The sequence below is a fragment of the Pseudomonas serbica genome, assembly GCF_028823535.1.
GTDB lineage: Bacteria > Pseudomonadota > Gammaproteobacteria > Pseudomonadales > Pseudomonadaceae > Aquipseudomonas > Aquipseudomonas serbica.
The window spans coordinates 17371-31716 of the sequence record NZ_JAQIYM010000001.1 but is presented as its reverse complement, the minus strand read 5'-3'; the positions used below and the strand labels follow the sequence as shown (position 1 = coordinate 31716).

Genomic DNA, 14346 nt, shown 5'->3' with positions numbered 1-14346 from the left:
ATGCTGTGGCCAGCGACGCTGATCGGAGCCGGAGCAGGCTTTGCCATCGCCAGCATTCCGGGGGCCATGCTCGGGGCCTTGCTGGGGCAGGTGCTGGACAGGCACCTGCACCTGCAGAGTTGGGCGCATCTGCGTGAAAAACTCGGGGGGCGACCGGTCCTGCGCAACGACGAGTTGTTGTTTGTGTTGTTGGGGCGCCTGGCCAAGTGTGACGGAAGGGTCGTGGAGGGGCATATCCAGCAGGCCCGCGCGGAGATGTGTTCCCTGGAAATGTCCGAATCGGCACAGCGCCGGGCTATTGCCGCGTTCAATCGGGGCAAGGCGGGCAATGACCGGTTACGTGGCCATTTGCGCCGGCTGAGGTCTCAGCCCTTTGCCGCAGAAGGGGTCTTGCGCGCTTGCTGGAGGATGGTTTGGGCCGATGGTCATGCGGGCAGCCGTGAGCGTGAACTGGTCCTCCAGTGGGGCAGCTGGCTGGGGTGGAGCGCGCCACAGGTCAAGGGGTTGGCGGCCGAATATGAGCCGCAGCATCGACCGTTGGTCAGCAGTGTTACAACCTATCAGGACGCCTTGCGGCTGTTGGGGGTGTCTGCCACCAGCGAGCCCGCCCAGATCAAGCGTGCCTATCGACGCCTGCTCAGTCGCCATCACCCGGACAAGATTGCCGGCAGTGGTGCGACGGCGTCACAGGTTCGCGAGGCCACCGACAAGACGCGCGAGCTGCACAACGCCTATACATTGATTCGTCAACGGCGGGATTTTCGCTAGCCGCAGCGAGTTTTGTCGACGGCGACCCGGTCAATCAGCCGCCGCGTTTTGTGGATTCAACCAGCCGCGGACCCGGCGCACCAGTTGTTCCTGTTGCGCCTTGTTGTTGCCGGGCAAAGCCTTGAGCGAGACCTGGCTGAAGGCCGAGGTCTTCAAGCGTTTGCTGGCTTGCAAGCGGGCCAGCGCCGCGTTGCGATCCAGCGGTTTGTCCATATAGAAAAGGTCGGCGGTAGGCAGTTTGAGGGTTGGCGTGAGTTCGTCCAGTTCCGGTGTCACGTTGCCCGGCGTCTGCGCGGCGACCATGACGAAGCGCTCGACTTGCGCTGTCTGCTTCTCGCTCAGATAACGCGCGGCCCAATAAGCACCCGTGCCATGCCCCAGCACGACGATACTGCGGGCGCTTTGCTGTTCGGCAAAAGCGATGGCCGCGTCGATTCGGGCGAAGATTCGCTCGGCGTCAGCCTTGGCCTGCTCGTCGGCGGATTCGATGACGGCTTTGTCTGCCACCTCGGCTTCGCCGCCCGCCGCCTGTTCGATGGGGGGCGCGGTGGTCGAGTCTTTGCTGCCGACATCCGGCGCCTTGGGGGTTGGAGCGGGTTCAACCACGCGTGGCGCAATGGCATCGCTTTGCAAATCAGGCAAGGTGATACTCAGGCTGCTCCATTGGGCATCCGGCAATTGACGGCGCAGCGGACCGATTGCTTGCGGCCAGTCAACAGTTTCACCGGCGCCCGGGATGATAATCACAGCGCCTTTGGGATCAGCGGAGTTGGCCGGCTTCCAAAGGGCCAGGAACGTAGCGCTGCCCGCTTGCAGTTGCTGCTGTTCCTGAAGCGGAATTTTTCGCTCGAGTGCAGTAGCGTCTTCCTGACTACGCTCAGGCAACGGCTGACGTTCGAGCGGTTTTTCTTCGGCGGGTTTTACCGCCGCGGCAGCTGCCGGGTCGGCGGCCTCAACGGAAAATGCACATGGCAGGATCAGCGACAGGCACAATGCTGGCAGTGCCAGGCGGTAGACAGGGAGCATCGGATATTCCAGGCCAGAAGTTATTCCGGCAGCCTAATGGGTTGGTCAGGGTTTGTCAGTGTGTGAGAGTTCGATGATGCTTTTACGCTGCCTGTGGGTTATCGGCTGTTTGTGGCTGCCCTTGACGGGCTGGGCGACGGTCGCGCCACCGGCGCATGTCGCGCCATTGTCGGCAGGCCAGCAACAATGGCTGGCGCAGCAGGGCGATTTGCGGGTGGGACTGGTGTTGCAAGCGCCCTACGCCCAGTACGACCGCCGCTTGCAGCGCCTGTCCGGGGTCAATGTCGAGCTGATGAAGTGGCTGGCCAAGTCGCTCAAGGTCGAACTGAGCTGGCGCAACTTTCCCGACCTGGAGCAACTGGAAGCGGCCGCTCGCGCAGGCGAAATCGACATCGCCCCGGGGCTGACGCAGACCCCTGGCGGTCTGCGTCTCTGGCAGTTTTCAGATCCGTACATGCGGGTGCCGCAGCTGGTGGTCAGCGACCAGAAAAGCACCGGTGCAGTGGAACTGGAAAAGCTCGACAGCCAGACCCGCGTCGCCGTACGCATGCCCAGTACCACCGCCGACTACCTGCGCGCCAACTATCCGCATTTGAACCTGCAGGGTGTACCGGTCGAACGCCAGGCATTGCAGCTGCTGCTGAGTCAACAAGCCGCCTACGCGGTGGTCGACGAGGCGCAATTGGGGCGGTTGTCCGTCGAACCGGAGTTCGCCGGGTTGGTGGTGGTCGGTGATATCGGCTTGCCCCAGCTGCTGCGGGTGGCGACGCGGCGCGACCTGCCGGAGTTGGCCGGTATCGTCGAAAGCGCGCTGCGGGCGATCCCGGCCAAGGACCTGGAGGCGCTGCACAACCAGTGGCTGCAACCCAAGTATCCACGGCTCACCGAATCCCGGGGGTTCTGGCAAAACCTCTGCCTGCTGTTGTTGGTGGTGGCGCTCAGCGCAATGGCCATCGTGTTCTGGCAACGGCGCCAGCAGCATAGCCTGGAGCAGCGCCTGGTAGCGGCGCAGGCAGACATTGCCTTGCGCGCCGCCAGCGAAGAGGCTCTGCGGCTCACGCAGTTTTCCATCGACCAGAGCACCGTTGGCATCCTGTGGGTGAACTGGGACAGTCATGTTCGTTATGCCAACCGTGCGGCCGAAACCATGCTGGGCTATCCGCCGGGTGGGATCATCGACCGGCCATTGATCGAGTTCGAGCCAGGCTTGCACATGGATCGCTGGTTGAACCTGTGGAAGCGCGCCAGGGCCAGCGACGATGCGCCACAAAGTTTCGAAACCAATTGCCTGCGGGCCGATGGCAGCGTGCTACCGACCGATGTCTCCTTGAGCTTTCTGCGCTTTCGCGATGGCGAGTACCTGGTGGTCTATCTCACCGATGTCACCGAACGTCGCCGCGCCCTGGCGGCGTTGCAGGAAAGTGAAGCGCGCTTGCAAGGGATCGCGGCGAATGTGCCTGGCCTGGTCTTTCGCCTGGAACGGGCGCCGGTGACAGGTCAGATCGACTTTGCCTACATCAGTGAAGGAAGCGAGAGCCTGGTGGGCTACTCGCCGGCGACCCTGGCCCATCGTGACAAAGGCCTGCGCAGTCTGGTGCATCCGGACGACAAGGCGAGCTATCACCAGACCCAGGACCATGCATTGGACACCGACAGCGACTGGTCCTGGCAGGGACGAATCCTGACACGCCAGGGCGAGCAGCGCTGGGCTGAGATCAAGGCGATCACCCGGCAACTCGAGGACGGTGCCTACGTCTGGGATGGCATTGTCTGGGACATCAGCGAAAGCAAGCGCATCGAACTGGAACTGGCCAGTTCGCGAGAGCATTTGCGCGAATTGTCTGCGCACCTGGAGAGCGTTCGGGAAGAGGAGAAGGCCCGCATTGCCCGGGAAGTACACGATGAACTGGGGCAGATGTTGACCGTGCTCAAGCTGGAAACCTCCATGTGCGAGCTGGCTTATGCGCAACTCGACCCAGGGCTGAACGAACGCTTGAACAGCATGAAGCGTTTGATCGCCCAACTGTTCCAGCTGGTACGCGATGTGGCGACAGCTTTGCGGCCACCGATCCTCGATGCCGGGATTGCCTCGGCCATCGAATGGCAAGCGCGCCGCTTCGAGGCGCGCACGCAGATTCCGTGTCTGGTTCAGGTGCCGGAAAATTTGCCGGTGCTCAGTGATGCCAAGGCCATCGGCTTGTTTCGCATCCTGCAGGAAGCGCTGACCAATGTCATGCGTCACGCCCAGGCGCATACTGTCGAACTGACGCTGGCTCTTGAGGACGACGAGCTGTGTCTGACCGTCAGCGATGATGGCGTAGGATTTGTCGCCTCGAGCGGCAGGCCAACATCCTTTGGGGTGGTCGGCATGCGCGAGCGGGTGTTGATCATGGGCGGGCAACTGTCCCTTGAGAGTGAGCCGGGTGAGGGCACGACCCTGACCGTGCGAGTACCCTTGGATGAGGAGACGTAAGTGATCCGTGTACTGGTAGCCGAAGACCACACCATCGTTCGCGAAGGCATCAAGCAATTGATTGGCCTGGCCAAGGACTTGCTGGTGGTGGGGGAGGCGAGCAATGGCGAACAGTTGCTAGAGACTCTGCGGCATGTGCCCTGCGAAGTGGTATTGCTGGATATCTCCATGCCGGGTGTCAACGGCCTCGAGGCGATTCCGCGGATTCGTGCATTGAACAATCCGCCAGTGATCCTGGTGTTGTCGATGCACGACGAGGCGCAGATGGCTGCGCGGGCCTTGAAGGTCGGTGCGGCGGGCTATGCCACCAAGGACAGTGATCCAGCCCTGTTGCTCACAGCTATCCGCCGGGTTGCAGCGGGAGGCCGCTACATCGACCCGGACCTGGCCGACCGGATGGTCTTCGAAGTCGGCCTGACCGATTCGCGGCCGTTGCACTCATTGCTCTCGGAACGTGAGTTCTCCGTGTTCGAACGCCTGGCCCAGGGCGCCAACGTCAACGACATTGCCCAGCAACTGGCGCTGAGCAGCAAAACCATCAGCACCCACAAGGCGCGGTTGATGCAGAAACTCAACATCACCTCGCTGGCGGAGCTGGTGAAATACGCAATGGAACACAAACTCCTCTAAGACGCCGATCCCTTCGTAGGAGCCGGCTTGCCGGCGAAGGCGTCCTCGAAATCGCCTTCGTCGGAGCGCCGCCCGCAGCAAGCTGGCTCCTTCGTTCGATTCCATGCCCGTATCCATTTACGACATCTCGCCCACGCGCTTTTGACGATTCCTGCGGCTTGCAGCTGACAACTTGCCGCTGCGTTTGCCAAAACGCGCCATCCTTGTAGGGCAATCCCTACCCCCAGTCTTCCAGAAGGCTGAGGCGATTCTCTCTTGCCCCCCGATTTGCGCGGTCCCCAGCGTCCACTAGGCTTAGTCCACAGCAGTCATCAATAACAAAGGTGTGGGTATGAGCCAGGTCGATTCAAGTGCAGGGGCCAATGATGTTCTGGTCAGCTTTCGTGGAGTGCAGAAGAGCTACGACGGCGAGAACCTGATCGTCAAAGACCTCAACCTGGACATTCGCAAAGGCGAATTCCTCACCTTGCTCGGGCCGTCCGGCTCCGGCAAAACCACCAGCCTGATGATGCTCGCCGGTTTCGAAACACCGACTGCGGGGGAAATCCTGCTAGCGGGGCGTGCCATCAATAACGTGCCGCCGCACAAGCGCGACATCGGCATGGTGTTCCAGAACTACGCGTTGTTCCCGCACATGACGGTGGCCGAGAACCTGGCGTTCCCGCTGACCGTGCGCGGCTTGAACAAGAGCGACGTCAGCGAAAAAGTCAAAAAAGTCCTGAGCATGGTGCAGCTCGATACCTTCGCCCAGCGTTACCCGGCGCAACTGTCCGGTGGCCAGCAGCAGCGCGTGGCACTGGCCCGCGCACTGGTATTCGAACCCCAGCTGGTGCTGATGGACGAACCCCTCGGCGCACTCGATAAGCAACTGCGCGAACACATGCAGATGGAAATCAAGCACCTGCACCAGCGCCTGGGCGTGACCGTGGTCTACGTGACCCACGACCAGGGCGAAGCCCTGACCATGTCCGACCGTGTGGCAGTGTTCCATCAAGGCGAAATCCAGCAGATCGCACCGCCGCGCACTCTTTATGAAGAACCGAAAAACACCTTCGTTGCCAACTTCATCGGCGAAAACAACCGCCTCAATGGCCGCCTGCACAGCCAGACCGGCGATCGTTGCATCGTCGAGCTGGGTCGCGGTGAAAAAGTGGAAGCCCTGGCCGTCAATGTCGGCCGGACCGGTGAACCCGTCACCTTGTCCATTCGCCCGGAACGCGTGAGCCTCAATGGCTCCAGTGAGTCCTGCGTCAACCGCTTCTCGGGAAGGGTGGCGGAATTCATCTATCTGGGCGACCACGTCCGGGTTCGCCTGGAAGTCTGTGGCAAGACCGACTTCTTCGTGAAACAACCGATTGCCGAGCTGGATCCTGCGCTCGCGGTCGGCGACGTGGTACCGCTTGGCTGGCAGGTCGAACACGTTCGTGCGCTCGACCCACTTCTAGAGGCGCATTAATCGCCCCGGCAATACCAACACCAACCCTGCACGTGGAGAGAACAATAAATGTTGAGATCCCTGAAATTCACCGCTTTGGCACTGGGCATGATGGGGGCAGCCAGCGCAATGGCGGCTGGCCCGGACCTGACCGTGGTGTCCTTTGGCGGGGCGAACAAGGCTGCGCAGGTCAAAGCCTTCTACGCACCGTGGGAAGCGGCAGGCAACGGCAAGATCGTGGCGGGCGAGTACAACGGTGAAATGGCCAAGGTCAAGGCCATGGTCGACACCAAGAGCGTCTCCTGGGACCTGGTGGAAGTCGAGTCGCCGGAACTGTCCCGCGGTTGCGACGAAGACATGTTCGAACAGCTCGACCCGGCCCTGTTCGGCAAGAACGAAGACTACGTCAAAGGCGCTATCCAGCCATGTGGCGTGGGTTTCTTCGTGTGGTCGACTGTATTGGCCTACAACGCCGACAAGCTGAAAACTGCACCGACCAGTTGGGTGGACTTCTGGGACACCAAGCAGTTTCCGGGCAAGCGCGGCCTGCGTAAAGGCGCGAAGTACACCCTGGAATTCGCTCTGATGGCCGACGGCGTAGCGCCGAAAGACGTCTACAAGGTATTGGCCAGCAAGGATGGTCAGGACCGCGCGTTCAAGAAACTCGATGAACTCAAGCCAAGCATCCAGTGGTGGGAAGCCGGCGCACAACCGCCGCAGTACCTCGCTTCCGGTGACGTGGTCATGAGCTCGGCCTACAACGGTCGCATCGCTGCCGTGCAAAAAGAAAGCAACCTGAAAGTGGTGTGGAACGGCGGCATCTACGACTTCGACGCATGGGCCATTCCAAAAGGCCTGGATGCCAAGCGTGCGGAAGCGGCGAAGAAATTCATCGCCTTCTCGGTGCAGCCACAGCAGCAGAAGACCTACTCGGAAAACATCGCCTACGGCCCGGCCAACACCCAGGCTGTACCGTTGCTGGCCAAGGATGTCTTGAAAGACATGCCGACCACCCCGGAAAACATCGCCAACCAGGTGCAGATCGACGTCAGCTTCTGGGCTGACAACGGCGAGCAGTTGGAACAGCGCTTCAATTCCTGGGCTGCAAAATAAGACCACTGCGTGGGCTTATCGATCGTTCCCACGCTTTGCGTGGGAATGCCGCCCAGGACGCTCCGCGTCCCTGTGACGCAGAGCGTCACTGGATGCGTTACCACGCAGAGCGTGGGAACGATTAGGACCAAATGTTCGAGGGGGCGCATGCCACCTCAGTAACGATCAAAGATTTCCGGAGTACGCCATGGCTATCGCCGTTCCCGTGAACGCGGGCACTGACCCCACCTTGAAGCAGCGGCTCAAGCATGCCGAGCGGGTCAACCGCTGGAAGGCCCAGGCGTTGATCGCGCCGCTGGTGCTATTCCTGTTGCTGGTGTTCCTGGTGCCAATCGTGGCGCTGCTCTACAAAAGCGTGGGCAACCCGGAAGTGGTCGGCGGCATGCCGCGCACCGTGGCAGCCATAGCCAGCTGGGACGGCCGAGGCCTGCCTGCCGAACCGGTCTACAAGGCGGCCAGCGAAGACCTCGCCGAAGCGCGCAAGAATCAGACCCTGGGCGACTTGTCCAAACGCTTGAACATGGAACTGGCCGGCTATCGCAGCCTGCTGACCAAAACCGCTCGCGCCTTGCCGTTCGCCACTGAGCCGGCCTCTTATAAAGAAGCGCTGGAGGGTCTCGACGAGCGCTGGGGCGATCCGGCCTACTGGCAAGCCGTGCGTCGCAACACCAGCAACATTACCCCGTACTATTTGCTGGCGGCCGTCGATCACCGCATCGACGACCTCGGCGAAATCGCCCCGGCCACCCCGGACCAGGCGATCTACCTCGACATCTTCGCCCGCACCTTCTGGATGGGCCTGATCATCACCGTGATCTGCCTGGCGCTGGCGTATCCCCTGGCTTACCTGCTGGCGAACCTGCCGTCGCGCCAGAGCAACCTGTTGATGATCCTGGTGTTGCTGCCGTTCTGGACGTCAATCCTGGTGCGCGTCGCGGCGTGGATCGTGTTGCTGCAATCGGGTGGCCTGATCAACAGCGGCCTGATGGCCATGGGTATCATCGATAAGCCGCTCGAGCTGGTATTCAACCGGGTCGGTGTCTACATCTCCATGGTGCACATCCTGCTGCCGTTCATGATCCTGCCGATCTACAGCGTAATGAAAGGCATCTCGCCGACCTATATGCGCGCCGCCATATCCCTCGGCTGCCACCCGTTCGCCAGTTTTTGGCGGGTGTATTTCCCGCAGACCTATGCCGGTGTCGGCGCTGGCTGCCTGTTGGTGTTCATCCTGGCCATCGGCTACTACATCACGCCGGCGTTGCTGGGCAGCCCGAACGATCAGATGGTCAGCTACTTCGTCGCCTTCTACACCAACACCAGCATCAACTGGGGCATGGCGACCGCGCTCGGCGGGCTGCTGCTCCTGGCGACCGTGGTGCTTTATCTGATTTACAGCTGGCTTGTGGGCGCCAGTCGCCTGCGCCTGAGCTAAGGGGAGAATGAAATGCTGAGTCCTTATATGTCACCCATCGAGCGGGTGTGGTTCTACAGCTTGCGGATTCTCTGCGGCTTGATCCTGTTGTTCCTGATCCTGCCGGTGCTGGTGATCATCCCGCTGTCGTTCAACTCCGGCAGTTTCCTGGTGTACCCGCTGCAAGGCTTCTCGCTGCAGTGGTACCACGACTTTTTCGCCTCGGCGGAATGGATGCGCGCCCTGAAGAACAGCATTATCGTCGCCCCGGCGGCAACCGTGCTGGCCATGGTGTTCGGCACGCTTGCGGCCATCGGCCTGACCCGGGGCGACTTTCCCGGCAAACCGCTGGTGATGGCCCTGGTCATTTCGCCGATGGTGGTGCCGGTGGTGATCATCGGTGTGGCCAGCTATCTGTTCTTTGCGCCCTTGGGCCTGGGCAACAGCTTCTTCTCGCTGATCGTGGTGCATGCGGTGCTGGGCGTGCCATTCGTGATCATTACCGTGTCGGCGACGCTGCAAGGGTTTAACCAGAACCTGGTGCGTGCCGCTGCCAGCCTCGGTGCTTCGCCACTGACGGCGTTCCGCCGGGTGACCTTGCCGTTGATCGCGCCCGGGGTGATTTCCGGTGCGTTGTTCGCCTTCGCCACTTCGTTCGATGAGGTGGTGGTGACGCTGTTCCTCGCCGGTCCAGAGCAAGCGACCTTGCCGCGGCAGATGTTCAGTGGCATCCGCGAAAACCTCAGCCCAACCATCGCCGCCGCCGCGACGTTGCTGATTGCCTTCTCGGTGATCCTGCTGCTGACCCTGGAATGGCTGCGTGGCCGCAGCGAGAAACTGCGTACCGCACAGGTTTGAAGTCAAACCGGTACAATGTGGGAGCGGGCTTGCTCGCGAAAGCGCAGTGTCAGTTGACGTATAAGTCGAATGACGCACCGCCTTCGCGAGCAAGCCCGCTCCCGCATTGGATCTCCATCGGCCGGTCGGTCATTCACCGCCTGAATACCAGACCACCCCCAATCCCCAGCTACTATTGTGCCCAGCTCCCCTACCTATAAGAGGCTGCGCACATGGGTCTTTCCTCTTTCAAAATCGCTCACAAACTGATCACCGGCGCTGAGGCCATCGAGCAACTGTCCGCCGAACTGACGCGCCTGGATATCGACCACCCGCTGATCGTCACCGACGCCGCACTGGTCAAGTCCGGCACGGTAGAGCTGGCGCTGGCGCAGTTGGGTGGGCGCAGCTACGAAATCTTCGACCGGGTGCTGCCGGACCCGGAAATCGCCATCGTTGAGGACTGCATGCGGGTTTACCGCGACGGTGGGCATGACGGTCTGATCGGCCTGGGTGGCGGGAGTGCCATCGACATCGCCAAAAGCGTGGCGGCCTATGCCGGTTACCACGGCGCGCTGGAAGATCTGTTCGGTATTGACCAGGTGCCGCGCAAAGGCCCGCCGTTGATTGCCATCCCGACCACGGCTGGCACCGGTTCCGAGGTCACCAACGTGGCGATCCTTTCCGACAAGGTCGCGCAGTTGAAGAAAGGCATCGTCAGCGATTACCTGTTGCCGGACGTGGCTCTGGTCAGCCCACAGATGACCCTGACCTGTCCGCGTGGTGTCACGGCGGCCAGTGGTGTCGATGCGCTGGTGCATGCCATCGAGTCCTACCTGTCGGTCAACGCCTCGTCGATTACCGACGCCCTGGCCATCGGCGCCATCAAGCTGATTGCCAAGGCGCTGCCCAAGGCCTACGCCAACCCGTCCAACCTGCAGGCCCGCGAGGACATGGCCACCGCCAGCCTGATGGCGGGCATGGCGTTCGGCAATGCCGGGGTGGGGGCGGTGCATGCGCTGGCGTATCCCCTGGGTGGGCGCTTCAACATTGCCCATGGCGTCAGCAATGCCTTGCTGCTGCCCCATGTCATGACCTGGAACAAGATGGCCTGCGTTGAACGCATGCAGGATATTGCCGACGCCATGGGCGTGAGAACTGCTCATCTGAGCGTCAATGAAGCGGCCGACAAAGCCGTGGAGGCCATGGCCGAGCTGTGCGCGGCCGTGGAAATACCCCAGGGGCTGCGCAGTTTCGGAGTTCCAGAGGAGGCCATTGCGGCGATGGCCGTGGAGGCGGCGGGGATCGAGCGCCTGATGCGCAACAATCCGCGCCGGTTGAGTGCTGTCGATATCGAGAAAATCTACCGGGCGGCCTACTGATCATCGCGCTTTCGGTGCGCGGGCCAAAGCATGAGGTATACAATGCGCGCCATCGTGATTCTGCTCAGAAAAGGTGCGTCATGCAGCCCTTCGTAATTGCTCCGTCGATTCTTTCCGCCGACTTTGCCCGCCTGGGTGAAGAAGTGGACAACGTCCTGGCCGCCGGTGCCGACTTCGTGCACTTCGATGTCATGGACAACCACTACGTGCCGAACCTGACCATCGGCCCGATGGTCTGCTCGGCGCTGCGCAAGTACGGCGTAACCGCGCCTATCGACGCGCACCTGATGGTCAGCCCGGTGGATCGCATCGTCGGTGACTTCATCGAAGCCGGTGCTACCTACATTACCTTCCACCCGGAAGCGACCCAGCACATCGACCGCTCCTTGCAACTGATCCGCGAAGGCGGCTGCAAGTCCGGCCTGGTGTTCAACCCGGCGACGCCGCTGGACGTGCTCAAGTACGTGATGGACAAGGTCGACATGATCCTGCTGATGAGCGTCAACCCGGGTTTCGGCGGACAGAAGTTCATCCCGGGCACCCTCGACAAGCTGCGTGAGGCGCGCGCGCTGATCGACGCTTCGGGTCGTGACATCCGCCTGGAAATCGACGGCGGCGTCAACGTCAACAACATTCGTGAAATCGCTGCAGCGGGCGCCGACACCTTCGTGGCCGGTTCGGCGATCTTCAATGCGCCGAACTACCAGGAAGTGATTGAGAAAATGCGTGCCGAACTGGCGCTGGCTCGTCCATGAGTGGCTTTGAGCAGCTGTTCCCGGGATGCCTGCCAAGGCTGGTGATGTTCGACCTGGATGGCACCTTGGTTGACTCGGTCCCCGACCTGGCGGTGGCTGTGGACAAAATGCTGCTCAAGCTCGGTCGCGCACCGGCCGGTATCGACGCGGTGCGTGAGTGGGTGGGCAATGGCGCGCCGGTGCTGGTGCGCCGTGCGCTGGCCGGCGGTATCGACCATTCGGCGGTCGATGACGCCGAGGCCGACAGTGCACTGGAAATTTTCATGCAGGCCTATGCCGATAGCCATGGCTTGACGGTGGTCTACCCCGGTGTGCGCGATACCCTCAAATGGCTGCAAAAGCAGGGCGTCGAGATGGCGCTGATCACCAACAAGCCGGAGCGCTTCGTCGCGCCGCTGCTGGATCAGATGAAAATCGGCCGCTATTTCAAGTGGATCATCGGCGGTGACACCCTGCCACAAAAAAAACCCGATCCGGCGGCGCTGTTTTTCGTGATGAAAATGGCCAACATCCCGGCCTCGCAATCCTTGTTCGTCGGCGATTCGCGCAGCGATGTGCTGGCGGCGAAAGCGGCGGGGGTCAAGTGCGTGGCCTTGAGCTACGGCTATAACCACGGGCGTCCGATCGCCGAAGAGTCACCTGCGCTGGTAATCGACGATCTGCGCAAGCTAATTCGCGGTTGCCTGGACCCGGCCGCTGAGATAACGTTGGCCGACGCTGTTCAACCCCCTTCTGGAAACGCCATCGTGGTGGTCACCCGCAAACTCTGGATGAAAGTCATCAAGGCCCTGGCCCGCTGGCGTTGGCGCGCCTGACTAGATCCTGGCCGGTCATCCGGCGCGTTTGCATACCTGACTGTTAGAACCTCAAGCCACGAGGCACCTCATGATCCGCGAAGAATTCCTGCGTTTGGCCGCTGCCGGCTACAACCGCATCCCGCTTGCCTGCGAAACCCTGGCCGACTTCGACACGCCGCTGTCGATCTACCTGAAACTGGCCGACGAGCCCAACTCGTACCTGCTGGAGTCCGTGCAGGGCGGCGAAAAGTGGGGCCGTTACTCGATCATCGGCCTGCCGTGTCGCACCGTGCTGCGGGTGCATGACCATCACGTCAGCGTGACCATCGACGGCGTCGAGACTGAAAGCCACGATGTGGAAGACCCACTGGCCTTCGTCGAAGCCTTCAAGGCTCGCTACAACGTGCCGACCATCGCAGGCCTGCCGCGCTTCAACGGCGGCCTGGTGGGCTATTTCGGTTATGACTGCGTACGTTATGTGGAAAAGCGTTTGGGCAAGTGCCCGAACCCGGATCCGCTGGGCGTACCGGACATCCTGCTGATGGTGTCCGACGCGGTGGTGGTGTTCGACAACCTCGCAGGCAAGATGCATGCAATTGTCCTGGCTGACCCGTCTCAGGAAGACGCCTTCGAGCAAGGTCGCGCGCGCCTGGAGGAATTGCTGGGAAAACTCCGTCAGCCTATCACCCCGCGCCGCGGCCTGGACTTCAGCAAGCAGCAGGCGGCTGATCCGGTATTCCGCTCCAGCTTCACCCAGGACGACTACGAAAAAGCCGTCGACACCATCAAGGAATACATCCTGGCCGGTGACTGCATGCAGGTCGTGCCGTCGCAGCGCATGTCGATCGACTTCAAGGCCGCGCCAATCGATCTGTATCGGGCATTGCGGTGCTTCAACCCGACGCCATATATGTACTTCTTCAACTTCGGCGACTTCCACGTCGTCGGCAGTTCGCCTGAAGTGCTGGTGCGGGTTGAAGACAATCTGATCACCGTGCGCCCGATCGCGGGCACCCGTCCACGGGGAGCGACCGAAGAGGCCGATCTGGCGCTGGAAAAAGACCTGCTGTCGGACGACAAGGAAATCGCCGAGCACCTGATGCTGATCGACCTGGGTCGAAACGACACCGGTCGAGTCTCGGAGATCGGCTCGGTGAAACTCACCGAGAAGATGGTGATCGAGCGTTATTCCAACGTGATGCACATCGTGTCCAACGTCACCGGCCAATTGAAGGCCGGCCTGACGGCGATGGATGCGCTGCGGGCGATCCTGCCGGCGGGCACCTTGTCCGGCGCACCGAAGATCCGCGCGATGGAAATCATCGACGAACTGGAGCCGGTCAAGCGCGGTGTCTACGGCGGTGCCGTGGGCTACTTCGCCTGGAACGGCAACATGGACACCGCCATTGCCATCCGTACGGCGGTGATCAAGAACGGCGAGCTGCACGTGCAGGCTGGTGGTGGCATCGTCGCCGACTCGGTGCCGGCACTGGAATGGGAAGAAACCCTGAACAAGCGCCGCGCGATGTTCCGTGCCGTGGCCCTGGCCGAACAAACCCCGGACGCCTGATTTCGCCACTAACCCTGTGGGAGCGAGCCTGCTTGCGATCGCGGTGGGTCTGACAACATCAATGTTGGCTGTGCTGGCCTCTTCGCGAGCAGGCTCGCTCCCACCAAAGACCTCACCACCAAAAAAAACGCGGCGCCTGTGAGGGC

Annotated in this window: 12 protein-coding genes; 11 read left to right on the top strand and 1 reads right to left on the bottom strand. The window is 61.6% G+C overall.

What is annotated here, in order from left to right:
• Entirely contained in the window at positions 1-768 is a 768-nt protein-coding gene (locus NQL71_RS00150) for a DnaJ domain-containing protein (protein WP_077184556.1), read from the top strand.
• 30 nt (positions 769-798) lie between these two features.
• Here NQL71_RS00150 and NQL71_RS00145 read toward each other — a convergent pair whose 3' ends face one another.
• Positions 799-1794, bottom strand: coding sequence for an alpha/beta hydrolase family protein (locus NQL71_RS00145; protein ID WP_274642132.1), 996 nt, complete (start codon positions 1792-1794; stop codon positions 799-801).
• A gap of 73 nt (positions 1795-1867) precedes the next feature.
• On the opposite strand from NQL71_RS00145, the gene NQL71_RS00140 reads away from it, so the two are divergent.
• The 10 genes from NQL71_RS00140 to trpE all read left to right on the top strand — a co-directional run bounded on the left by NQL71_RS00140 (position 1868) and on the right by trpE (position 14200).
• On the top strand, positions 1868-4267 hold the full coding sequence (locus tag NQL71_RS00140) for a PAS domain-containing sensor histidine kinase (protein ID WP_248685910.1): 2400 nt from the start codon (positions 1868-1870) through the stop codon (positions 4265-4267).
• Positions 4268-4897, top strand: coding sequence for a response regulator (locus tag NQL71_RS00135; RefSeq protein WP_020798801.1), 630 nt, complete (start codon positions 4268-4270; stop codon positions 4895-4897). It abuts the gene before it with no gap.
• Between the two features lie 331 nt (positions 4898-5228).
• Complete coding sequence (locus NQL71_RS00130) at positions 5229-6353, top strand: ABC transporter ATP-binding protein (RefSeq protein ID WP_046818177.1); 1125 nt, start codon at positions 5229-5231, stop codon at positions 6351-6353.
• 48 nt (positions 6354-6401) lie between these two features.
• Entirely contained in the window at positions 6402-7445 is a 1044-nt protein-coding gene (locus NQL71_RS00125; RefSeq protein WP_077184552.1) for a polyamine ABC transporter substrate-binding protein, read from the top strand.
• 187 nt (positions 7446-7632) lie between these two features.
• Positions 7633-8880 (top strand): ABC transporter permease, encoded by a 1248-nt coding sequence (locus NQL71_RS00120; RefSeq protein WP_046818175.1) that lies wholly within the window; start codon positions 7633-7635, stop codon positions 8878-8880.
• A 12-nt stretch (positions 8881-8892) separates the two neighbouring features.
• Positions 8893-9717, top strand: coding sequence for an ABC transporter permease (locus tag NQL71_RS00115; RefSeq protein ID WP_008061581.1), 825 nt, complete (start codon positions 8893-8895; stop codon positions 9715-9717).
• Between the two features lie 212 nt (positions 9718-9929).
• Entirely contained in the window at positions 9930-11078 is a 1149-nt protein-coding gene (locus NQL71_RS00110) for an iron-containing alcohol dehydrogenase (RefSeq protein WP_046818174.1), read from the top strand.
• An 80-nt stretch (positions 11079-11158) separates the two neighbouring features.
• Positions 11159-11833 (top strand): ribulose-phosphate 3-epimerase, encoded by a 675-nt coding sequence (rpe, locus tag NQL71_RS00105; RefSeq protein WP_046818173.1) that lies wholly within the window; start codon positions 11159-11161, stop codon positions 11831-11833.
• Positions 11830-12648 (top strand): phosphoglycolate phosphatase, encoded by an 819-nt coding sequence (locus NQL71_RS00100; protein WP_046818172.1) that lies wholly within the window; start codon positions 11830-11832, stop codon positions 12646-12648. Before rpe ends, NQL71_RS00100 begins: the two co-directional genes overlap by 4 nt.
• Before the next feature lie 70 nt (positions 12649-12718).
• Positions 12719-14200 (top strand): anthranilate synthase component I, encoded by a 1482-nt coding sequence (gene trpE, locus NQL71_RS00095; RefSeq protein ID WP_046818171.1) that lies wholly within the window; start codon positions 12719-12721, stop codon positions 14198-14200.
• The last annotated feature ends 146 nt before the right edge of the window (positions 14201-14346 follow it).